Genomic DNA, 22,884 nt, shown 5'->3' on the forward strand with positions numbered 1-22,884 from the left:
GAGATCCTGGAGCTCAAGTCGACCATCAACACCATGGTCGACCAGCTCTCCGCCTTCGCCGACGAGGTCACCAGGGTCGCCCGAGAGGTCGGCACGGAAGGCAACCTCGGCGGCCAGGCGCAGGTCCGTGGGGTCTCCGGGGTCTGGAAGGACCTCACCGACAACGTCAACTTCATGGCGTCGAACCTCACCTCCCAGGTCCGCAACATCGCCCAGGTGACGACGGCCGTCGCCAACGGCGACCTCTCCAAGAAGATCACCGTCGACGCGCGCGGCGAGATCCTGGAACTCAAGGACACCGTCAACACGATGGTGGAGCAGCTGCGCGCGTTCGCGGACGAGGTGACCCGCGTCGCCCGCGAGGTCGGCACGGACGGGCGGCTCGGCGGGCGTGCCCAGGTCCTCGGTGTCTCCGGGGTCTGGAAGGACCTCACCGACAACGTGAACTACATGGCCGACAACCTGACTTCGCAGGTCCGCAACATCGCCCAGGTGGCGACCGCGGTGGCCCAGGGCGACCTCTCCAAGAAGATCGACGTGGACGCGCGCGGCGAGATCCTGGAGCTGAAGACCACCATCAACACCATGGTCGACACGCTCTCCTCGTTCTCCTCCGAGGTCACCCGGGTCGCCCGCGAGGTCGGCTCGGAGGGCCAGCTGGGCGGCCAGGCCCGGGTCGAGGGCGTGTACGGCACGTGGAAGCGCCTGACCACCAACGTCAACGAGCTCGCGCTCAACCTCACCACCCAGGTCCGCGCGATCGCGGAGGTGGCCTCGGCGGTGGCCCAGGGCGACATGTCCCGCTCGATCACCGTGGAGACCAGGGGTGAGGTCACCGATCTCAAGGACAACATCAACCTGATGGTGTCCAACCTCCGCGAGACGACCCGCGCCAAGGACTGGCTGGAGTCCAATCTGGCCCGGCTGGCCGGTCTGATGCAGGGCCACCGCGACCTGATGGAGGTCGCGGACCTGATCCTGCGCGAGCTGACACCCCTGGTGAACGCGCAGTACGGCGCCTTCTTCCTGGCCGACCCCGACGCCGACGGCACCCCGTCCCGTACGACGTCGACGACCAAGGGACTGGCCTTCATCGCGGGGTACGGCTCCGCCCAGGCCGCGACCGTCGACACCACCGGCATGCCGGGCCACGGACTGGTCCGGCAGGCGGCCCTGGAGAAGAAGCGGATCCTGTTCGACGAGGCGCCGCCCGACTACATCAAGATCAGCTCAGGTCTCGGCGAAGCGCCCCCCGCCAGCGTCGTCATCATCCCGATCCTCTTCGAGGACAAGCTCCTCGGTGTGATCGAACTGGCCTCCTTCTCCCGCTTCTCCGACGTCCACCTGGCGTTCTTCGACCAGTTCGTGAACACCATCGGCGTCGCGATCAACACCATCATCGCCAACTCCCGTACGGAGTCCCTGCTCAGCGAGTCCCAGCGGCTCGCCATCCAGCTCCAGGAGCGCTCCGACGAACTCCAGCGCCAGCAAGCCGAGCTGCAACGCTCCAACGCCGAGCTGGAGGAGAAGGCCGCGCTGCTCGCGACCAGCTCCCAGTACAAGTCGGAGTTCCTGGCGAACATGTCGCACGAGCTGCGCACCCCGCTCAACTCGCTGCTCATCCTGGCCCGGCTGCTCTCCGACAACCCGGACGACCACCTCTCCGACCAGGAGGTCCAGTTCGCCACCACGATCCACCGCTCCGGCTCCGACCTGCTCCAGCTGATCAACGACATCCTGGACCTGTCGAAGATCGAGGCCGGCCGGATGGACGTACGGCCCAAGAAGCTGCCGCTCATCAAGGTGCTCGACTACGTCCACGCCACCTTCCGCCCGATCACCATCGACCGGGGCCTCGCCTTCGAGGTCGCGGTGGGCGAGGACGTGCCGCGCGAGATGTTCTCGGACGAGCAGCGGCTCCAGCAGATCCTGCGCAACCTCCTCTCCAACGCGATCAAGTTCACCTCCTCCGGCCGCGTCGAGCTCCGCGTCAACCGGATCAAGGACCCGGACGACGCGATGCTGGGCGGCGCGGACGATCTGATCGCCTTCGCGGTCACCGACACCGGCATCGGCATCGCACCGGAGAAGCTCCCGGTGATCTTCGAGGCGTTCCAGCAGGCCGACGGGACGACCAACCGCAAGTACGGTGGCACCGGCCTCGGCCTCTCCATCAGCCGCGAGATCGCGGGCCTGCTCGGGGGCCGGATCGTCGCCGAGAGCGAGCCGGGCAGCGGCTCCACCTTCACGCTGTACGTGCCGGTGCTCTACCCCGGCCATGTGATGGGCGACCTCGACCAGCCCCCGGAGTTCGCCGCCGACCCGGCCGAGCCGCTCTCCTCCGAGCACATGCTGCTGCCCGACCAGGACGACGACTGGCCGACCACCACCAAGCTGGACGAGTGGAAGCAGGGCCGCGCGGGCCAAGTGCTGCCGGGCCGACGGGTGTTGATCGTCGACGACGACATCCGCAACGTCTTCGCGCTCACCCATGTGCTCGGCCGCGTCGGAATGCCCGTGCTGTACGCGGAGAACGGCCGCGAGGGCATCGAGACCCTGGAGCGCAACCCGGAGGTCGAGCTGATCCTGATGGACATCATGATGCCGGAAATGGATGGGTACGAGACGATCGAGGCCATCCGCCGCAGCCCCCTGTGGACCGATCTGCCCATCGTCGCCCTCACCGCGAAGGCGATGCCCGGCGACCGCGAGAAGTCGATCGCCCAGGGCGCCAACGAATACGTACCCAAGCCCGTCGACGTGGACCGGCTGCTCACCGTGGTCTGCGCCCTGCTCGACCCGGAGGGCGAGGGCCCGGGGAGCGCGTCCATACCGGAGCAGTCGAGCGGCACCGGCGAGCCCGCCGCCACTCCGCCGACCACGTAAGGCGACACGATGAGCACAGCGGCACCGCCCGGCGACCGGGCGAGCATCCTCCTTGTCGACGACATGGAGGACAACCTGATCGCACTGGAGGCCGTCCTGGGTTCGCTCAACGAGCCGCTGGTACGGGCGCGTTCGGGCGAGGAGGCGATGAAGGCGCTACTGCGGCAGACGTTCGCGGTGGTGCTGCTCGACGTACGGATGCCGGGCATGGACGGCTTCGAGACCGCGAGCAACATCAAGCGGCTCGACCAGACGAAGGACGTGCCGATCATCTTCCTGACCGGCACGGACGGCGACAGCGGCTATGCGTTCAGGGGGTACGCCACGGGCGCGGCGGACTTCCTCACCAAGCCGTTCGACCCCTGGGTGCTGCGCGCCAAGGTGAACGTGTTCCTGGAGCTGCACCGCAAGAGCCGCCAGCTGGAGCGGCTGCTGACGCGCGAGCAGAAGCAGCTCGGCGAGATCGCGCAGCGGCTGGCGGCGATCGAGGCGGAGCTGATACGCGCCGATCTGGCCGAGCCGGGCGACCTGCATCACCAGCTGACGGCCCTGGAGGAGATCATCCGGGACATGAGGAAGGGGCGGGGCTGAGCCGGTACGGTCCAGGCCGCAGGCAGCCTCTCCCGCGCCCCGAACCGTACCGGCTACGCCTCCTTGGACCCCGAGGCCGCACTCTCCCGGGGAATAACCCCCGTACCCCCAGCCGATACCCGACGCGCCCCGAACCGTACGGCTACGCCTCCTTGGCGCCCGAGGCCGCAATTTCCCGGGGAATAACCCCCGTACCCCCAGCCGATACCCGACGCGCCCCGAACCGTACGGCTACGCCTCCTTGGCGCCCGAGTACATGTCCTCGATCAGCTCCTTGTACTGGCGCTCCACGACCGGGCGCTTCAGCTTGAGGCTGGGCGTCAGCTCGCCGTGCTCCACATCGAGGTCGCGCGGCAGCAGCCGGAACTGCTTGATGGTCTGCCAGCGCTGCAGGCCCTCGTTGAGGCGCTTCACATAGCCCTCGATCAGCGCCACCGTCTCCTGGTGGGCGACCACCTCGGCGTACGAGCCGCCGACCCCGTGGTCCTTGGCCCAGCCCAGGATCGCGGGCTCGTCGAGGGCGATCAGCGCGGTGCAGAAGTTCCGGTCGGCGCCGAGCACCAGGATGTTGGAGACGAACGGGCAGACCGCCTTGAACTGGCCCTCGACCTCGGCCGGCGCGATGTACTTGCCGCCGGACGTCTTGATCAGGTCCTTCTTGCGGTCGGTGATCCGCAGATAGCCGTCGGGCGACAGCTCCCCGATGTCCCCGGTGTGGAACCACCCGTCGGACTCCAGGACTTCAGCTGTCTTCTCGGGCAGCTTGTGGTAGCCCTCCATGATGCCGGGGCCGCGCAGCAGGATCTCGCCGTCGTCGGCGATGCGCACCTCAAGGCCGGGCAGCGGCTTGCCGACCGTGCCCGTGCGGTAGGCCTCGCCCGGGTTCACGAAGGAGGCGGCGCTGGTCTCGGTGAGCCCGTACCCCTCCAGGATGTGGATCCCGGCGCCGGAGAAGAAGAAGCCGATCTCGGGGGAGAGCGCGGCCGAGCCGGACACGGCGGCGCGCAGCCGTCCGCCGAACGCCTCACGGATCTTCGCGTACACCAGCGCGTCCGCGACCTTGTGCTTGGCGGTGAGGCCGAAGGGCGCCGAGGCCTTACCGGTGCGCCGGAAGTTGTCCTGGCTGGCCTTCGCGTACTCGCGGGCCACCTCGGCCGCCCACTGGAAGATCTTGTACTTGGCGCCGCCGGCCTCCCGCGCCTTGGCGGCGACCCCGTTGTAGACCTTCTCGAAGATCCGGGGCACCGACGCCATGTACGTCGGCTGGACGATCGGCAGATTCGTGATGATCTTGTCGACCCGGCCGTCGACGGCCGTCACATGACCGACCTCGATCTGCCCGGAGGTCAGCACCTTGCCGAAGACGTGCGCGAGCGGCAGCCAGAGGTACTGCACGTCGTCGCCGCTGATCAGCCCGGTCGCCGCGATGGCCTTCGCCATGTACGACCAGTTGTCCTGCGGCAGCCGTACGCCCTTGGGGCGGCCGGTGGTGCCCGAGGTGTAGATCAGCGTGGCCAGCTGGTCGGAGGTGATGGCCGCGATCCGCTCCTTGACCGCGTCCGGGTGCTTCTCCAGATACGCGGCGCCGCGCGCCTCCAGCTCGGCGAGGGTGAGCACCCAGCCCTCGGGGTCGCCCTCGACCGGCTCGGCGCCCGCCGCGTCGAAGACCACGACGTGCTGGAGGTCCGGCAGCTCGGTGCGGCGCTCGCGCGCCTTGGCCAGCTGGGCCGCGTTCTCCGCGAAGAGCACCCGGCTCTCGGAGTCGCCCAGGATGTACGCCGACTCCTCGGCGTTGGTCTGCGGGTAGATGGTGGTGGTCGCGCCGCCCGCGCACATCACACCGAGGTCCGCGAGGATCCACTCGATGCGGGTGGAGGAGGAGAGCGCCACGCGCTGCTCGGAGGTCACGCCCAGATCGGCGAGCCCGGCCGCGATCGCGTAGACCCGCTCGGCGGCCTGCCCCCAGCTCAGCGACTTCCATTCCTCGGGACCCTCGGCGGCCGGGACCGGATGGCGATAGGCCTCCAGGTCCGGGGTGGCCTCCACCCGCTGGACGAAGAGGGCCGCCACGGACGGTGGCCGGTTCTCGATCAAGGTCTGTGTGTCGCTCACGACGTCCTCCGGGCTGGCCTGCGGCAGGGCTGCGGCTGCTTCTTGTTTAACTGGCGAGTAACCATCGGGCCGTGATCAGAGTAGAGCGCTCCCGCCCGACGCGTAAGGGGCATCGGAAGGTGGTTTCATAACGAACGGACCCCCACTCCGAAGAGCGGGGGTCCGTCGTGGCGCAGGGGGCTACTCGCCGGTCACTTCTTCTTGCTCGCAGACTCGTCGCTGGACAGCACCGCGATGAAGGCCTCCTGCGGAACCTCCACGGAACCGACCATCTTCATCCGCTTCTTGCCTTCCTTCTGCTTCTCCAGCAGCTTCCGCTTACGGGAGATGTCACCGCCGTAGCACTTGGCGAGGACGTCCTTGCGGATGGCGCGGATGGTCTCGCGGGCGATCACCCGGGAGCCGATCGCGGCCTGGATCGGCACCTCGAAGGCCTGCCGGGGGATGAGCTCGCGCAGCTTGGCGACGAGCCGCACACCGTACGCGTACGCCGCGTCCTTGTGGGTGACGGCCGAGAAGGCGTCGACCTTGTCGCCGTGCAGCAGGATGTCGACCTTGACGAGGCTGGCGGACTGCTCGCCGGTGGGCTCGTAGTCGAGCGAGGCGTAGCCCCGGGTCTTGGACTTCAGCTGGTCGAAGAAGTCGAAGACGATCTCCGCGAGCGGCAGCGTGTAGCGGATCTCGACGCGGTCCTCGGACAGGTAGTCCATGCCGATCAGGGTGCCGCGCCGGGTCTGGCAGAGCTCCATGATCGAGCCGATGAACTCGCTGGGCGCGAGGATCGTGGCGCGCACGACCGGCTCGTACACGTCCGAGATCTTCCCCTCCGGGAACTCACTCGGATTGGTGACGGTGACTTCCTTGCCGTCCTCCAGGACGACCCGGTAGACCACGTTCGGCGCGGTGGCGATCAGATCGAGCCCGAACTCGCGCTCCAGCCGCTCGCGGATGACGTCGAGGTGCAGCAGCCCGAGGAAACCGACACGGAAGCCGAAGCCCAGCGCGGCGGAGGTCTCCGGCTCGTACACCAGCGCGGCGTCGTTCAGCTGCAGCTTGTCGAGGGCCTCACGCAGGTCCGGGTAGTCCGACCCGTCCAGCGGATACAGACCCGAGAAGACCATCGGCTTCGGGTCCTTGTATCCGCCGAGCGCCTCGGTGGCGCCGTTGTGCAGGGAGGTGATGGTGTCACCGACCTTGGACTGGCGGACGTCCTTCACACCGGTGATCAGGTAGCCGACCTCGCCCACGCCCAGCCCGTCGGCGGGCAGCATCTCGGGCGAGTTGGTGCCGATCTCCAGGAGCTCGTGGGTGGCGCCGGTGGACATCATCCGGATCCGCTCGCGCTTGTTGAGCTGACCGTCGATGACACGGACGTACGTGACGACGCCCCGGTACGAGTCGTAGACCGAGTCGAAGATCATCGCGCGGGCGGGCGCGTCGGCGACGCCGACAGGCGCGGGCACCTCGCGCACCACACGGTTGAGCAGCGCGTCCACGCCGACACCGGTCTTGGCGGAGACCTTCAGCACGTCCTCGGGCTGGCACCCGATGAGGTTGGCCAGCTCCTCGGCGAACTTCTCGGGCTGCGCGGCGGGAAGGTCGATCTTGTTGAGCACGGGAACGATGGTGAGGTCGTTCTCCATGGCGAGGTAGAGGTTCGCCAGGGTCTGCGCCTCGATGCCCTGAGCGGCATCGACGAGGAGGACGGTCCCCTCACAGGCGGCGAGCGACCGCGACACCTCGTACGTGAAGTCCACGTGCCCCGGGGTGTCGATCATGTTCAGGATGTGCGTCCTGCCCTGGTCCGCCCCCTCGGTGGGAGCCCAGGGCAGCCGGACCGCCTGAGACTTGATCGTGATGCCACGCTCACGCTCGATGTCCATACGGTCGAGGTACTGGGCGCGCATCTGCCGCTGATCGACCACACCGGTCAGCTGGAGCATCCGGTCGGCAAGGGTCGACTTGCCGTGGTCGATGTGCGCGATGATGCAGAAGTTGCGGATCAGAGCCGGGTCGGTACGGCTCGGCTCGGGCACGTTGTGAGGCGTCGCGGGCACGCAGGGTCCTGATTCTTGAGACGCGGGGCGTCTCGTCTCGGGCGATGTCGGATCGATACGTAGCCCCCATCGTCCCATGGGAACGGGACTGCGCTCGGTTTGGGCCGCCAGCTGGACGGCTGGTAACCTGGGCAGCTGTGCCTCGTCTGCCCTCTCAGCCGGCGAGTGTCACAACCATCTGATACATCGAACCTGAAAAGGCTCTTTCGTGGCGAACATCAAGTCCCAGATCAAGCGGAACAAGACCAACGAGAAGGCGCGCCTGCGTAACAAGGCCGTCAAGTCCGAGGTCAAGACCGCGATCCGCAAGGCCCGCGAGGCTGTCCTGGCCGGCGACGTCGAGGCGGCCGACACGGCTGTCCGCGCCGCCTCCAAGAAGCTGGACAAGGCCGTCAGCAAGGGTGTCATCCACAAGAACGCCGCCGCCAACAAGAAGTCGGCGCTGGCCCACAAGGTTGTCGCTCTCAAGGCTGCCTGACCAAGTGACCGGCCCCCGGGCCGCTCGCCTGGCCAGTCTCCCCGGCTGACCACTTGATAGACCACCGGCAGGGACCCAGCGGGCCCTCTCTTCCGCTCCCTCCCGGTACCTGCACCACCGCCGCACGCGGCCTGCGTTCGCCACGCGGGTGCGGCGAACAGCTTGAGCAAGACCCCGTTTCCGTCCGGCTGGGCGGGGGCGGGGTTTTTTGTGTTTGGGGGGAGCCTCCAAACAGGTGCGGGGGGGGGCGGGGACGCAGCGCGTACGCCGGGGTGCTGGTGGTTCCGGGGTCTCGGAGAGGGTGCAGGGGTACAGGGGAGGCCCCAAACAGGTGCAGGGGGGCGGGGACGCAGCGCGTACGCCGGGGCGCTGGTGGTTCCGGGGTCCCGGAGAGGGTGCAGGGGTGCAGGGGGTCCGGGGCGGAGCGCCGAGGCGGGGGACGGGGGCCCTGCGAGGGGGTGCAGGCCCCGCGAGGGGGTGCCGGGGCCGCGAGGGGGTGCCGGGGCCGCAGCTCCGCTGGGGTCTGGGGCGAAGCCCCAGGGGCCCCTCCCCTTCCTCCCACACGCCACCCTGCTGGGGGCCCGGGGGCGCAGCGGGCCGGGGTGCGCAGCCCCGGGGCGGGGTGCAGGGGGCGGAGCCCCCGCCAGGGGGGTCCGGGGCGCCGCCCCCGGGAAACCCACCTCCACCCCCACCCACCCCCGGAGGGTTTAGGCGAAGGGGCGGGGTGGGGCAAAACCCCTTACCCCCGAGCCCGCGCGGCCCGAGCCACAGCCACAACCGCCTTCTCCAGGGCGTACTCGGGATCGTCCCCCCCGCCCTTCACCCCCGCATCCGCCTCAGCCACAGCCCGCAGGGCGAAAGCGACACCGTCCGGCGTCCACCCCCGCATCTGCTGCCGCACCCGGTCGATCTTCCACGGCGGCATCCCCAGCTCCCGAGCGAGATCGGCGGGCCGCCCGCCCCGGGCCGACGACAGCTTCCCGATCGCCCGCACCCCCTGAGCCAGCGCACTCGTGATCAGCACCGGCGCCACCCCGGTCGACAGCGACCACCGCAGCGCCTCCAGCGCCTCCGCCGCCCGGCCCTCCACCGCCCGGTCCGCGACCGTGAAGCTCGACGCCTCGGCCCGCCCGGTGTAGTAGCGCCCGACGACCGCCTCGTCGATCGTCCCCTCCACGTCCGCGCACAGCTGCGACGCCGCAGAGGCGAGCTCCCGCAGATCGCTGCCGATCGAGTCGACCAGCGCCTGGCAGGCCTCGGGCGTGGCCGAACGCCCCAGCGCCCGGAACTCCGACCGCACGAACGTCAGCCGCTCCGCCGGCTTCGTCGTCTTGGGGCACGCCACCTCCCGCGCCCCCGCCTTGCGCGCCGCGTCGAGCAGCCCCTTACCCTTGGCGCCGCCCGCGTGCAGCAGTACGAGCGTGATCTCCTCGGCGGGCGCATCGAGATACGCCTTCACGTCCTTGATCGTGTCCGCCGACAGATCCTGCGCGTTCCGTACGACCACGACCTTGCGCTCGGCGAACAGCGAAGGGCTGGTCAGCTCGGCCAGCGTGCCGGGCTGGAGCTGGTCGGAGGCGAGGTCGCGCACATCGGTGTCGGCATCGGCGGCCCGTGCGGCCGCCACCACCTGCTGCACGGCGCGGTCGAGCAGCAGGTCCTCCTGGCCCACGGCGAGCGTGAGGGGAACGAGCGGATCGTCGGTGGAATTCTTCCTGGTGGCCATCGCCGTCCAGCATCCCACGCGCCACTGACAGCGCCCCCACGGAGAGCGTCCCCGGCAGCCCCGGCAGCCGTTCCCCTCACCCCTCCCCGTACCGGAGAATGTCCAGGTGAGCGATGTGACCCGACACGTACTGGTGCTGCCCGACCGCGACGCCGCCGACGAGGTGGCCGAGGAACTCCCCGCCCGCTTCGGCCTTGCCGAAGAGCCCCAGCTCGTCCGCGACGCCCTGGCCGGCGAGGACGACGCCGAGGACGCCCAGTGGCTGGTCGTGATCGAGGACCCGCACCACCGCCTCGACCCGGCGGCGCTGCACGAACTCGCGGAGGAGTACGAGGGCTGGCTGGAGGCGCCGTAGCGCGGGCCGGAGGCGCTGTGGCCCGCAGGCCGCGAGCACGACCGAGCCTCACCCGCCTCGGGCGCGCCCCACAGCTCACCCGGCCTTCGGCACGACCCCCGGCCGTGCGCCGACGGCCGTCGACGGAACGGTAACCGCCGCGAGAGTGCCGCTCCGGGCCGTACGGGCCGTACGGGAAGGGGCGGTCGGACGGCTGCCGGGCCAGCGGCTGAGCACGGTGCGCACACCCCCGTGCGAGAAGGAACTTCCGGACCACGCACGGCCGGGACATCCTCGCCACGGCAGCACTCGCGGCCCTTGACGAAGATGCATTTGTTCACTGTCGACCTGTTCGCGGCAAACAGGGCCCCTGTGATGTGTTGGGCAACTCTGTCCGATAGGCCCGAACTGCTACCCCCGGTTACACCGGACGGGCGGCAACGGGGGCATCAAGGGCCGAGGGCGCGCCGCCAAGGACTGCCATGCGATGGGGCTGCCCCGCGCCGGGTTACGTGGGCCGGGTTGCGCCGAGTCGGGTTACGCGTGCCGGCTTACGCCCCGTCGCGTTGCTCCCGGGCCTCCCGCCGCGTGGCCCGGGGCCCCGCCCGCCGTCATGGGCTATGCCCCAGCGGCACCGCCGTCAGCCCACTCCCCGCCCCGCTCCCGCTCCCCCTCCCGGTCACCGCGATCGCGCCGTCCGTGTCCGTACGCAGCACCCGCGCCCCGGAATCGGCGAGCAGGGACACCGTGGCGGGCGCCGGGTGGCCGTACGGGTTGCCCCTCCCCGCCGAGATCAGCGCCAGACGGGGCCGGATCGCGCGCAGCAGGGCCGGGTCCTGGTGGGCCGAGCCGTGGTGGGCGACCTTGAGGACGTCCACCGGCGGCAGCTCGGGGTGCGCCCGCAACAGGGCCTGCTGGGCGGGCGGTTCGAGGTCGCCGGGGAGCAGGAGGGTCAGCCCTCCGGCCCGGACGAGCAGCGTGACGCTGGCGTCGTTCGGCCCGTCCGGCGTGACCGTCGGCGGAGGCTGCGGCCACAGCGCCTCCCAGGTGAGGCCGCCCACCGCACGCCGCTCCCCCGGCTCCACCGGGACGACCGGCACCCCCGCCTCGGCAGCGGTCCTCCGCACGAACCGGGCCTGGTCCGGCGGCTCTTCGAACGTCGTCGTCTCGATCACCCCGACGGCCCGGCCGCGCAACACCCCGGCAAGACCGGCCACGTGGTCGGCGTGGAAGTGGGTGAGCAGGAGCAGCGGAATTCGGGTGACGCCCAGGGCTCTGAGGCACCGGTCGGCCGGAACGGGGTCGGGCCCCGCGTCGACCACCACCGCCGTACCCTCCCCCGCCGCCAGCACCGTGGCGTCGCCCTGCCCGACATCGCACATCGCGAACGCCCAGCCCGGCGGCGGCCACCCGGTGACGATCCTGGTGAGCGGGGCGGGACGCACCACGGCGAGCAGCAGGAGCAGCGCGCACCCGGCGGCCACCCACGGGTGGCGGGGCAGCCGTCTGGCCAGGAACACCGCGCCGACGGTGACCCCGGCGAGCAGGGCCCCACCGCCCCAGCCGCCCGGCCACCCCGTCTGCGCCCCCGGCAGCGCCGCCCCGGTCCGGGCGATGTCGGCGATCCACCCCGTCGGCCAGCCCGCGCACCGGGCCAGCAGCTCGGCGGTCGGCATCGCGACCGGCGCCACGGCCAGGGCCGCGAACCCCAGCACCGTGGCAGGGGCCACCGCCAGTTCCGCCAGCAGGTTGCACGGGACGGCCACCAGACTCACCCGCGCCGCGAACACCGCCACCACCGGCGCGCACACCGCCTGCGCCGCACCCGCCGCCGCCAGCACCTCCGCGAGCCTGGCCGGCACCCCGCGCCGCCGCAGCGCCTCGCTCCACCCCGGGGCGATCGTGAGCAGCGCCCCCGTGGCCAGGACGGAGAGGAGGAACCCGTAACTCCCCGCCAGCTCCGGGGCGTACAGCACCAGGACCAGTACGGCGGCGGCCAGCGCCGGGATCAATGATCGGCGGCGGCCCGTGGCGATGGCGAGCAGCGTGACGAGTCCGCAGGCCGCCGCGCGCAGCACGCTCGGCTCCGGCCGGCACACCACCACGAACGCCACGGTGATCACCCCGCCGAGCAGCGCCGTCGCCCGCAGCGAGATGCCGAGGCGCGGGGCCAGACCGCCCCGCTCGGCCAGCGAGGCCCGGCCGGGCGGTCCGATCAGCAGCACGAGGACGATCACCAGGTTGCTGCCCGACACCGCCATCAGATGCGTGAGGTCGGTCGCCTCGAAGGCGTCCCGCAGTTCGGGCGTGACCCGAGAGGTGTCCCCGACGACCAGCCCCGGCAGCAGCGCCCGGGCATCCGGGCTCAGCCCGTCGGCCGCCTCCCGCAACCCGGCCCGCAGCCCACCCGCCGTACGCTGCAATGCGGTTGGCTCCCCCACGACCTGCGGCGCCGCCCGCTCGGGCACCCGCACCACGGCGGCCACCCACTTGTCACCCGGCCTCGGTGGCGCGAGCCGGGCGGACACGCGCACCCGCGTCGAGGGCAGCAGCCGCTGCCACGGCTCCGGGGCGGTCACCAGGACCGGCGTCCGCACCCGGCTGCCGCCGCCGTCCGGCCCGACGACCCGGGTGACCAGCGCCTGGATCACCACCGACCGCCCGCCCCACGCCGCCCGCGCCCGGACCGGCCTCGGGTCGGAGGTCAGGGTCAACTCGACGGTGGCGTGCGCGTATTGCCGCGCGAGCTCGGGAACCGGACCCCGCCGGGCCTCGGCCACGTGCAGCGCGCTCGCGGTCGCCCCGGCGGCCGCGCACAGAAGTACGGCGGCGACGGCAACCCGGTTCGCCCACCAGGGCCCGGCCCGCTGCGCCGTGGGGACGGGCGGTGCGGGACCGGCCCCGCCCCATGGGCCGGCCCTGCCTCCCGCTCCGCTCCCCCAGCGCCGAATCGTCGGCCCCAGCAGCACCCCCGCCACCGCCAGGAACGCCACGATCCCCCAAGCCACCCATCCCACCGGGGCATTGAGCGCCACTGCGGCAGCCGCCCAGGCGCCGACCGCCGGCGGGACCAGGCGGAGGTCCGGCGGGCCCTCTCGGTGAGGGTTCGCGGCCCCGAGCGGGTTGCCGGACTCGACATGGATCACGGGACGGTTCATGGCCGCACCAGGGGCCGGAGGTCCTCGAACCGGCGGTCACCGATCCCATTGACCTCCCGCAACTCGTCGACGGACCGGAAACCGCCGTGCTGGGCGCGGTAGTCGACGATGTGCTGGGCGAGCACGGGACCCACCCCCGGCAGGGCGTCGAGCTGATCCACCGTGGCGGAGCTCAGACTGACCGGCGCCCCCGCCGCCGCACCCGCCCCGGCAATCCCCCCACCGCCCGCCACCGGTGCGGCCGGGCCCGGTACCGTGCCGGGCACGCCCACGACCACCTGCTCGCCGTCCATGAGCACCCGCGCCCGGTTGAGTCCGGTGACATCCACCCCGTCCCGTACCCCGCCCGCCGCAGCCAGCGCGTCCGCGACCCGGGACCCCGGAGGCAGCCGGCGAATCCCCGGTCGCCGCACCTTGCCGCTGACGTCGACCACGATGCCCCCGCTCGGAGATGGCCCGGGTGCCCCACTCACCCCGGTCGCCGTCAGCGGGCTCGGCGTGGGGGCCGGGCCGGCGCCCACCGTCCGAACGGGAGGCGCCGGTCCCGTCACCCTTTCCGGGGCGCGCACGGGCTCGGGCCGCCCCGCCCAGAAGTGCTGCACGGCGAACCCCACGGCCACGATCAGCACCACGCTCAGCGCGGCCAGACTCCTCGGCGTCAGCCCGCACCGCACCTGCACCCACACCGGCAACCGCTCCCGCAGCGCCGCCCGGACCCGCTCCCGTACGCCTGGGAACCCAGCTCCAGCGGCCGCAGTTGGCGGCGTCGGGGCAGGGGCGAGGTCAGGAGCAGAGGCAGGGGCAGCGCCAGGAGCAGGAGCAGGAACAGGAACAGCAGTGGGGATCGAACCGGGGAACGGGCGCCGGGGCGGTGCCGCCGTGGGCGCGACCGGCGATGGTGGGTTGGTCGACGAGGGCGGGACCGGCGACGATGGGGCAGTCGGCGAGGGCGCCGGGAGCAGTGCCTCCGCCCGCCGCCGCGCGGCCGTTCCGGCGGAAGCCCGGACCTGGGCGCCGCGTGTGCGACGACCGTGACCATGGCGGGCACGGCCGTCCGAACCCGGAGCACGGCCCGGCCCGCTCGTTACGATGCGTGGTGATCGGATAGCCATGCCACGACGGTAGGCAGCTCCGGCCGACCCCGCTGAGCAGGCCCAATTCCCGTGGATATCCCAGCGGTTGTGGATATCTCCGTCACCCGTACGGGTAGCACGCGCCGGTCCGCCGACCCCGACGTGCGGCCCGTCCGGCGGGCCACGCGTCGGCCATCGGCCTCAGCGCGGCGAAACCACCGCCCCCAGCAGCCCGGGCCCCGTATGCGCCCCGATCACCGCGCCGACCTCGCTGACGTGCAGATCCGCAAGCCCCGGCACCCGCTCCCGCAGCCGGTCCGCAAGCGTCGCCGCGCGCTCGGGCGCGGCGAGGTGGTGCACGGCGATGTCCACCCGGCTCGTACCGGCCCGGTCGACGACGATCTCCTCCAGCCGGGCAATCGCCTTCGAGGCGGTGCGTACCTTCTCCAGCATCTCGATGCGGCCGCCCTCCAGCTGGAGCAGCGGCTTGACCGCGAGCGCCGAGCCGAGGAGTGCCTGCGCCGCCCCGATCCGGCCGCCCCGGCGCAGATAGTCGAGCGTGTCCACGTAGAAGAAGGCGGAGGTGCCCGCCGCGCGCTTCTCGGCCGCGGCCACCGCCTCGTCGAGCGTGCCGGCCGCCTCGGCCACCTCCGCTGCCGCCAGCGCGCAGAAGCCCAGGGCCATCGCGACCATCCCGGTGTCCACCACCCGTACCGGCACCGGCGCGCTCTTCGCCGCCAGCACGGCGGCGTCGTAGGTACCCGAGAACTCGGCCGACAGGTGCAGCGAGACGATCCCGGTGGCGCCGGCTTCGGCCGCGGCCCGATAGGCGGCGGCGAACACATCGGGGCTGGGCCGCGAGGTGGTCACGGAGCGGCGTTTCTGCAGGGCCAGAGCGAGGGAGCGGGCCGAGATCTCGGTCCCCTCCTCCAGCGCCTGGTCGCCGAGGACGACGGTCAGCGGCACCGCGGTGATGCCGTGCCGCTCCATCGTCTGCGGCGGCAGGTAGGCCGTTGAATCGGTGACGATCGCGACATGGCGGGACATGAGCGGGAGGTTACCCGCCGGGGCCGCTACACGGCAGCCCGGCCCCGGTCCAATGATCGGTTCGGACCTGCCTTGACCGGTTCGGACGTGTGTCGACACCCGGGCCGTGCGCCCTCGCCCGGGCGGCAGCGGGCCGCCAGGGAACCCAGGCCCAGTTCCTGCGCTTCAGTTCGTCGTCTCCGGCTTGGCCGTCTTCTGCCACGGGTACACGGGCGCGGGCTTCGCCGCACCGATCGCCTGTGGGGCGTCGGACGCCGTCCGGGCCGCCGCGTCGACGACCGTGGCCGACTCGGGCCGGCTCTGTGCCGAGGCCTGCTCTCCGGACGCCCGCGGCCACGAGGCGCGCGCCGCGCCACCCGCCACAGGGGCCGGCGAGGCGGAGGCCGGGGCGTTGGGGGCCGATCCGGGTATCCCGCCCGGCACACCCGTGGTCTCCCCCGTGGTCGGCCCCTTCGTCGCCCAGTCCCGCAGCGCCCCCGACTCGACCTCGATCTCCGCGCTCAGTGCCGCCAGGTCGTCGTCGGCGAACTGCTGGGCCCGGTCGCGGGCCGCCCAGCGCAGCGAGTCCGCCGCGTGCGTGATCCGCTCCGTACGCTCGCGCAGCTCCGGCATCCGCTCGCCCACGCGCCGCTTGTCGGGCTCGCGCTCCAGGCGCTTGAGCTCGTCGTCCAGCTCGCGTCCATGGCCGCTCAGCCGCTCGAAGAGGCTCAGCGACTCCTTCAGGGACTCGTCCTGCTCCACGCGTGCGTGCAGCGAGTCCTGGGTGGCCCGCATCGAGGTGCGCAGCGAGAGCCGCAGCTGTGCGAGCTCTCCGGCCACACCGACCTGGCCCATGCTCTTGGCCCGGAGCGTCGTGTCCTCGACGGCCTTGCGGGCCTGCGTGACCGTGCGCTCCACTCCTCGCTTGGCGGCGCCGACCGCCTTCACCGCCAGGTACACGCCCAGCACGGCGAAGGCGACGAACATCAGCGCCAGGATCGCGATCGCGGCTTCCATGAACGTCCCCTCGGTGTCGGTCGGCTTCCCTCCACCGTAAACGGAACGGGCAGGCTGGTGGTTCCCGTGGAACCCCCAACCTGCCCGTAGGGGAAACCCCCACTACCGCTAGCCCGTCACGCGGGAGCTGTCACGCAGGAGCTGTCACCCGTGATCTGTCACGCGGGAACGATGTTCACCAGCTTCGGCGCCCGCACGATGATCTTGCGGATCCCGGCGCCGCCCAGCGCCGCGACGACCGCCTCGTCGGCCAGGGCCAGCTTCTCCAGCTCCTCGTCGGAGATGGTGGGCGGGATCTCCAGGCGCGCCTTGACCTTGCCCTTGATCTGCACGACGCAGGTCACGGTCTCGTCCACGACGTACGCGGGGTCGGCGACCGGGAAGTCCTGGTGGACGACCGAGTCCTGGTGGCCCAGCTTGCGCCACAGCTCCTCGGCGATGTGCGGGGCCAGCGGCGCCACCAGCAGCACCAGCGGCTCCGCGACCGAGCGCGGCAGCGCGCCGCCCGCCTTGGTCAGGTGGTTGTTCAGCTCGGTGATCTTGGCGATGGCGGTGTTGAAGCGCATCTCCGCCAGGTCGCCGCCGGCGCCGTCGATCGCCTTGTGCAGGGCACGCAGGGTCGCCTCGTCCGGCTCGGCGTCGGTGACGGTGACGTCTCCGGTCGTCTCGTCGACGATGTTGCGCCACAGCCGCTGCAGCAGGCGGTACTGCCCGACCACCGCGCGCGTGTCCCACGGCCGCGACACGTCCAGCGGGCCCATCGCCATCTCGTACAGGCGCAGGGTGTCCGCGCCGTACTCGGCGCAGATCTCGTCCGGAGTGACCGCGTTCTTCAGGGACTTGCCCATCTTGCCCAGCTCGCGCTTGACGGGCTCGCCCTCGAAGAAGAACTTGCCGTCGCGCTCCTCGACCTCGGCGGCCGCGACCGGGAAGCCTCGGCTGTCCCGGTAGACGTACGCCTGGATCATGCCCTGGTTGTACAGCTTGTGGAACGGCTCGACCGACGAGACGTGCCCCAGGTCGAACAGGACCTTGGACCAGAAGCGCGCGTACAGCAGGTGCAGCACGGCGTGCTCGGCGCCGCCGACGTACAGGTCGACACCGCCGTGCGGCTGCCCCTCTCGCGGTCCCATCCAGTACTGCTCGATGGCCGGGTCGACCAGCTTCTCGCTGTTGTGCGGGTCCAGGTAGCGCAGCTCGTACCAGCAGGAACCGGCCCAGTTGGGCATGGTGTTGGTCTCGCGGCGGTACTCCTTGGGGCCGTCGCCCAGGTCCAGGGTGACGTGGACCCAGTCCTCGTTGCGCGACAGCGGCGTCTCCGGCGAGGTGTCCGCGTCGTCCGGGTCGAACGTGCGCGGCGAGTAGTCCTCGACCTCGGGCAGCTCCAGCGGCAGCATCGACTCGGGCAGCGCGTGGGCGACGCCGTCCTCGTCATAGACGATCGGGAAGGGCTCGCCCCAGTAGCGCTGGCGGCTGAACAGCCAGTCGCGCAGGCGGAAGTTGACGGTGCCCTCGCCGATGCCGCGCTCGGCCAGCCAGTCGGTGATCTTCGCCTTGGCGTCGACGACGCCCAGGCCGTCCAGGGAGATCTCGGCGCCCGTCGAGTTGACCAGCTTGGCGTCGTACGAGGCGAACGCGTCGTCCCAGGTCGAGGCGTCGGTACCGCGGTCGTCCGACGGCTCGACGACACAGCGCATCGGCAGCTCGAAGGCGCGCGCGAAGGCGAAGTCACGGGTGTCGTGCGCCGGGACGGCCATGATCGCGCCGGTGCCGTAGCCCATCAGGACGTAGTCCGCGATGAAGACGGGGACCTGGTCACCGCTGACCGGGTTGACCGCGTACGCGCCGGTGAAGACGCCGGTCTTCTCCTTGGCGTCGGCCTGGCGCTCCACGTCGGACTTGGAGGCGGCGAAGGCGCGGTACTTGGCGACGGCCTCGGCGGGGGTGGCGTGTCCGCCGGTCCACACCTCGTGGGTGCCCTCGGGCCAGGCGGCCGGGACGATCGCGTCGACCAGCTCGTGCTCGGGCGCCAGCACCATGTAGGTGGCGCCGAACAGGGTGTCCTGGCGGGTGGTGAAGACGGTGATCGCGTCGCCTTCGGAGCCCACGGGGAAGTCCACGCGCGCGCCCTCGGAGCGGCCGATCCAGTTGCGCTGCTGCAGCTTGATGGCGTCCGGCCAGTCCAGCGCGTCCAGGTCGTCCAGCAGGCGGTCCGCGTAGGCGGTGATGCGCATGTTCCACTGGCGCAGCTTCGCCTTGAAGACGGGGAAGTTGCCGCGCTCGGAGCGGCCGTCGGAGGTGACCTCCTCGTTGGCCAGTACGGTGCCCAGGCCCGGGCACCAGTTGACCGGCGCGTCCGAGGCGTACGCCAGGCGGTAGCCGCCCAGGACCTCGGCGCGCTCGGCGGCGCTCAGCTCGCTCCACGCGCGCGTAGTGGGAGCCTGACGCTCGCCGCTCTCGAACTGGGCGACCAGCTCGGAGATCGGACGGGCCTTCTGGGCGTCGGTGTCGTACCAGGAGTTGAAGATCTGGACGAAGATCCACTGGGTCCACTTGTAGTACTCCGGGTCGATCGTGGCGATCGACCGGCGCTTGTCGTGGCCCAGCCCCAGCCGGCGCAGCTGGCGCTTCATGTTGTCCATGGCGGCCTCCGTCGACACCCGGGGGTGCGTGCCGGTGGCGACCGCGTGCTGCTCGGCCGGCAGGCCGAAGGCGTCGAAGCCCAGCGTGTGCAGCACGTTGTGGCCGGTCATGCGCTGGTGGCGGGCGAAGACGTCCGTGGCGATGTAGCCCAGCGGATGGCCGACGTGCAGTCCCGCGCCCGAGGGGTACGGGAACATGTCCATGATGAACTTCTTGGGCCGTGCGACGACGGCCGGGTCCCCGGCCAGGTCACCGCTGGGGTTCGGCGCCGCGTAGGTGCCGTCGGCGTCCCAGAAGTCCTGCCAGCGTGCCTCGATGTCGGCGGCCATGGCGGCCGTGTAGCGGTGCGGCGCTACCGGCTCTGCGGCAGCGGGGTTCGTCTCGCTCATGATCCTTAAAGCTCCATCGATCGTCTCTGCCAGCGGCTGCGATTCACCAAACGAAAAAGCCCCTCGCACAGGAGGGGACGCCGCGCCGATTCCGACCGGCTCTTTTCATCGGTCGGGACTGATCAGCGCGGCTCGCTAAGCAGAAGGCGTACGGCACGCATGGCGTCAGGGTACCGCAGGCCCCACACGGCCCGCACTGAGCGTTCACAAGGGCGCACACCGAGCGTTCAGGAGGCGCCCCAACGAGCCCAGCCGACAGAGGTTACTCCGCGTACCGACCTCTTCCGACCTCTTCTGGGGCAACCAATCAAACGCCGTACCGCTTGGTAAGCGGCGACTTAGCATGCGGCCACGGGACCACTTTGCTGAACGTTTCGGAGTTGCCCCATGAACCCTCACAGTCCCCGCTCAACCCCGACACTGAAAATCCCGTCCCTCAAGGGACGGGTGAAGGGAGGATCGTCCGGCGCGCTCCTGGTCGCCTCGACGGTGCTCATACCGGTGCTGGCCGCCACGACCGGCGGCGGTTTCCGTGCCGCGCTGGACTTCACCACCGGTGTCCTCTCGCTGGTCTGCCTGACGTCCTCGGTCGTCTGGGGCCTGCTCGCCACCGACCGGCTGCTGATGACGACGCGCCACCGGCTCGTCTCCCAGGCTGTGCACCGCACGACCGCCGTGTCCTCGATCGGCTTCCTCCTGGTGCACGTCACCGTCAAGATCGCGGTCGGCCATGTGGGCCTGCTCGGCGCCCTGGTGCCCTTCGGGCTCGGTGTCACCGGCTCGGACGGCCTGATCGGCCTCGGCTCGCTCGCCGCCGTCCTCATGGTCGTCACGGCCGCCACCGGCGCTCTGCGCAGCGCCTTCGCCAACCCCGACCGCGTCGCGGGCTACTGGCGCTCGGTGCACATGCTGGCCTACCCGGCCTGGTGCTTCGCGCTGGTCCACGGCCTGTACGCGGGCCGTCAGGCGGCCGGCTGGGTCGTCACGCTCTACAGCCTCTCGCTGGCCGGTGTGGCCGGCGCCCTGGTCGTCCGCTCGCTGCCGCGCCCGGTGCGCCGCCGCATCACCCGGCGGCTGGCGCCGCTCCTCGCGCGCGTGGAGGCAGCCCAGGCGGTCGCCCCGGACGCCTCGACCCCCCAGCCGCACCCGGCGGACCCCACCTCGCCGCGCTATCAGGCGCCCGCGCCGCATCCGTACCCGACGGACGCGTTCGCGACCGACCGCTTCACCGCCGAGCGCGAACCGGCCGACCCGCTCTCGGCCGACCCGTACGAGCCGCAGGAGCTCTACGGGGCCGAGCAGCCGCGTGCCGTGCCAGGGCCGGCCCCGGCGCCCGGCATCTCGGCCGCCTACCGTGCGGTCTCCCTGGCCCCCGCACCGCCCCAGTACGCCCCGAGCTGGCCGACGCCCACCCCGCGTCCGCCGGAGAACATGCCGCTCCAGGAGAACGGCTTCGCGGACCTCGGCGGCACCGACCTCGGCGGCGCGGCCTACGACAGCACGGGCTACAGCGGCACCGACTACAGCGCCGACTTCGGCGGCGCGGGCCTCGGCGGCGCAGGTCTCGGCGGCGCGGACTTCGGCGGCTTCGACGAGACCGCACCGCTGCCCACCGTCCCCTACGGGGACAACGGCGCCGCCTTCGAGACCCCGGGACCGCTCCCCGGGACCGGCGCGCCGCAGCCCGAACCCTCCCCCCAGCCCAGCCCGTTCTACCAGCCCATCGCCGGTGAGCCCTGGCAAACCCCCGCAGGAGACCGCCCGTGAACGCGCCACTGCCCGACGTCCCCGAGGTGCGGGTCGTCGGACTCCCGCAACTGACGGCGGGGTTCGACCTCGTCGAGCGCCTCGGCCTCGACATGCATCTGAAGGTGCACGGGCCGCTGGAGCCGGTGCCCGGCGAGCAGCTGGCCCAGCTCGCCGAGGACATCTCGCTCAACGGGCGCGGCGGCGCCGGGTTCCCGTTCGCCCGCAAACTGCGGGCGGTCGCCAAGTCCGCGATACGCCGGGGGGTGCGCCCGGTCGTCGTGGTCAACGCGAGCGAGGGAGAGCCCGCCTGCCGCAAGGACACGGTCCTGGTGAACCGCGCCCCCCATCTGGTCCTGGACGGCGCTCTGCTGGCCGCTGAGGCCCTCGGCGCCCGCACCCTGGTCGTCGCCGTCACCCGGGACTCCACGGAGGCCTCGATCCGTGCGGCCCTCGCCGAGCGGGGTCTGGCCGACCGGCGCGGGACCGCGCTCCGCGCGCGCGTGGTGCGCACTCCGGAGCGGATGATCTCCGGCGAGGCCTCGTCCGTGATCCGGGCGGCGGGCGGCGGGCCCGCGATGCCGCCGGGGCGCAAGGTGCGCGCCTCGGACACCGGCATCGGGGGCGCGCCGACGCTGCTGTCCAACGCGGAGACGTACGCGCAGCTCGCCTTGGCCGCCCGGGTCGGCCCGCGCAGATACAGCCACTCCGGGCTGCCCACCGAGCCCGGGACGGTCCTGCTGACGCTCTCCGGGGCGGTGGCCCGCCCGATGGTGGTGGAGGTGCCGACGGGCGTACCGCTGCGGTACGTGCTCCAGCTGGCGGGGGCGCCGCCCGTGCCGCAGGGCGTGCTGACCGGCGGCTACCACGGGAGCTGGCTGGACGCGGCCGCCGCGCACGACGCGGTCATCTCGCGGGAGTCGCTCGCCGCGTTCGGCGGCGCGCTCGGCGCGGGCGCGATCCTGCCCATCGGGCCGGATACCTGTCCGCTGGGCGAGGCGCTGCGGATCGCCAACTGGCTGGCGGCCGAGACATCGGGCCAGTGCGGCCCGTGCCGGCTCGGTCTGCCGGCCGCCGCGGGCGGCCTCGCGGACGTCATGAACGGCGGTGGCCCGGCCGCCCTGGAGGCGCTGCGCGAGGTGACGGGCGCGGTCAAGGGGCGCGGTGCCTGCAAGCACCCGGACGGCTCGGCCCGCTTCCTGGCGTCCACCATCAACGCGTTCACCGACGATCTGGCGGCGCACGTCCTGGGCGGCGGCTGCGGTCGCCCCACGCTGGGCCTGCTGCCGCTGCCTGGCGACGGCTACCAGGAGGAGGGCATCCCCAGCGGCGAGAAGGTGCTGGTCGACTGGACGCTGTGCGAGGGGCACGGGCTGTGCGCGGATCTCATCCCGGAGCTGATCCGGCTGGGCGCCGACGGCTACCCGGCGGTGGCCGACGCGACCGTCCCGATGCATCTGCAGGGGCGCTCGCAGCGTGCGGTGCGCCGGTGCCCCGCGCTGGCGCTGCGGATCGAAGGGGCGCCCGCCGAACTGCCCGCGCTGACCGCCCCGGCCCGCAAGGCCCTGGGAAGCGGCCGCAGTTGACCCGCTGAGCCGTAACGGCAAGAAGGCGGCCACCCGGATCGGGTGGCCGCCTTCTTTATTGT

Annotated in this window: 14 protein-coding genes; 6 read left to right on the plus strand and 8 right to left on the minus strand. The window is 71.9% G+C overall.

The features are described 5' to 3' along the window. The coding region (locus ACFWA7_RS34405; RefSeq protein WP_385826994.1) for an ATP-binding protein at window positions 1-2,886 on the plus strand (2,886 nt) is incomplete at its 5' end. Window positions 2,887-2,895: 9 nt separating this feature from the next. Continuing rightward, window positions 2,896-3,477, plus strand: coding sequence for a two-component system response regulator (locus tag ACFWA7_RS34410; protein ID WP_385548060.1), 582 nt, complete (start codon window positions 2,896-2,898; stop codon window positions 3,475-3,477). A 231-nt stretch (window positions 3,478-3,708) separates the two neighbouring features. On the opposite strand, the gene ACFWA7_RS34415 is transcribed toward ACFWA7_RS34410, so the two are convergent. Further along, window positions 3,709-5,589, minus strand: coding sequence for an AMP-dependent synthetase/ligase (locus tag ACFWA7_RS34415; protein WP_385548058.1), 1,881 nt, complete (start codon window positions 5,587-5,589; stop codon window positions 3,709-3,711). A gap of 191 nt (window positions 5,590-5,780) precedes the next feature. Next, window positions 5,781-7,646, minus strand: coding sequence for a translation elongation factor 4 (gene lepA, locus ACFWA7_RS34420; RefSeq protein ID WP_385548055.1), 1,866 nt, complete (start codon window positions 7,644-7,646; stop codon window positions 5,781-5,783). Window positions 7,647-7,854: 208 nt separating this feature from the next. Here lepA and rpsT point away from each other — a divergent pair, with 208 nt between their 5' ends. Further along, window positions 7,855-8,124 (plus strand): 30S ribosomal protein S20, encoded by a 270-nt coding sequence (gene rpsT, locus ACFWA7_RS34425; protein ID WP_371652668.1) that lies wholly within the window; start codon window positions 7,855-7,857, stop codon window positions 8,122-8,124. 739 nt (window positions 8,125-8,863) lie between these two features. On the opposite strand, the gene holA is transcribed toward rpsT, so the two are convergent. Next, window positions 8,864-9,850 carry a DNA polymerase III subunit delta gene (holA, locus tag ACFWA7_RS34430; RefSeq protein ID WP_385549077.1) on the minus strand — a complete coding sequence of 329 codons (987 nt, stop codon included), beginning with the start codon at window positions 9,848-9,850 and terminating at the stop codon, window positions 8,864-8,866. Window positions 9,851-9,956: 106 nt separating this feature from the next. Here holA and ACFWA7_RS34435 point away from each other — a divergent pair, with 106 nt between their 5' ends. Continuing rightward, window positions 9,957-10,205, plus strand: coding sequence for a hypothetical protein (locus ACFWA7_RS34435; protein ID WP_385826997.1), 249 nt, complete (start codon window positions 9,957-9,959; stop codon window positions 10,203-10,205). A gap of 590 nt (window positions 10,206-10,795) precedes the next feature. Here the strand turns inward: ACFWA7_RS34435 and ACFWA7_RS34440 are convergent. From ACFWA7_RS34440 to leuS, 5 genes are all read right to left on the minus strand, one after another. Then, window positions 10,796-13,342 (minus strand): ComEC/Rec2 family competence protein, encoded by a 2,547-nt coding sequence (locus tag ACFWA7_RS34440; protein WP_385826999.1) that lies wholly within the window; start codon window positions 13,340-13,342, stop codon window positions 10,796-10,798. Beyond that, on the minus strand, window positions 13,339-14,028 hold the full coding sequence (locus tag ACFWA7_RS34445) for a helix-hairpin-helix domain-containing protein (RefSeq protein ID WP_385827001.1): 690 nt from the start codon (window positions 14,026-14,028) through the stop codon (window positions 13,339-13,341). Before ACFWA7_RS34445 ends, ACFWA7_RS34440 begins: the two co-directional genes overlap by 4 nt. Window positions 14,029-14,616: 588 nt before the next feature. Then, window positions 14,617-15,462 (minus strand): DegV family protein, encoded by an 846-nt coding sequence (locus tag ACFWA7_RS34450; RefSeq protein WP_385549089.1) that lies wholly within the window; start codon window positions 15,460-15,462, stop codon window positions 14,617-14,619. Window positions 15,463-15,627: 165 nt separating this feature from the next. Next, the gene (locus ACFWA7_RS34455; protein WP_385827003.1) at window positions 15,628-16,458 is read right to left on the minus strand and encodes a hypothetical protein; all 831 of its coding nucleotides are present in this window, start codon (window positions 16,456-16,458) and stop codon (window positions 15,628-15,630) included. A gap of 158 nt (window positions 16,459-16,616) precedes the next feature. Further along, window positions 16,617-19,490, minus strand: a complete 2,874-nt coding sequence (gene leuS, locus ACFWA7_RS34460) for a leucine--tRNA ligase (RefSeq protein ID WP_385827005.1) — start codon at window positions 19,488-19,490, stop codon at window positions 16,617-16,619. Between the two features lie 447 nt (window positions 19,491-19,937). On the opposite strand from leuS, the gene ACFWA7_RS34465 reads away from it, so the two are divergent. Then, a complete protein-coding gene (locus ACFWA7_RS34465) occupies window positions 19,938-21,257 on the plus strand; it encodes a hypothetical protein (RefSeq protein WP_385549098.1) in 1,320 nt (439 codons plus the stop codon). Next, entirely contained in the window at window positions 21,254-22,822 is a 1,569-nt protein-coding gene (locus tag ACFWA7_RS34470) for an NADH-ubiquinone oxidoreductase-F iron-sulfur binding region domain-containing protein (protein ID WP_385827007.1), read from the plus strand. Before ACFWA7_RS34465 ends, ACFWA7_RS34470 begins: the two co-directional genes overlap by 4 nt. Window positions 22,823-22,884: the final 62 nt, after the last annotated feature.

It is taken from the genome of Streptomyces sp. NPDC059994 (assembly GCF_042737755.1).
Lineage (GTDB): Bacteria > Actinomycetota > Actinomycetes > Streptomycetales > Streptomycetaceae > Streptomyces.

Excerpts from the sequence above, each read along its gene's own strand:
- ACFWA7_RS34455 (WP_385827003.1), bottom strand. The coding sequence starts at position 16,458 with ATGGAAGCCGCGATCGCGATCCTGGCGCTGATGTTCGTCGCCTTCGCC.
- ACFWA7_RS34450 (WP_385549089.1), bottom strand. The coding sequence starts at position 15,462 with ATGTCCCGCCATGTCGCGATCGTCACCGATTCAACGGCCTACCTGCCG.
- ACFWA7_RS34410 (WP_385548060.1), top strand. The coding sequence starts at position 2,896 with ATGAGCACAGCGGCACCGCCCGGCGACCGGGCGAGCATCCTCCTTGTC.
- leuS (WP_385827005.1), bottom strand. The coding sequence starts at position 19,490 with ATGAGCGAGACGAACCCCGCTGCCGCAGAGCCGGTAGCGCCGCACCGC.
- ACFWA7_RS34440 (WP_385826999.1), bottom strand. The coding sequence starts at position 13,342 with ATGAACCGTCCCGTGATCCATGTCGAGTCCGGCAACCCGCTCGGGGCC.
- holA (WP_385549077.1), bottom strand. The coding sequence starts at position 9,850 with ATGGCCACCAGGAAGAATTCCACCGACGATCCGCTCGTTCCCCTCACG.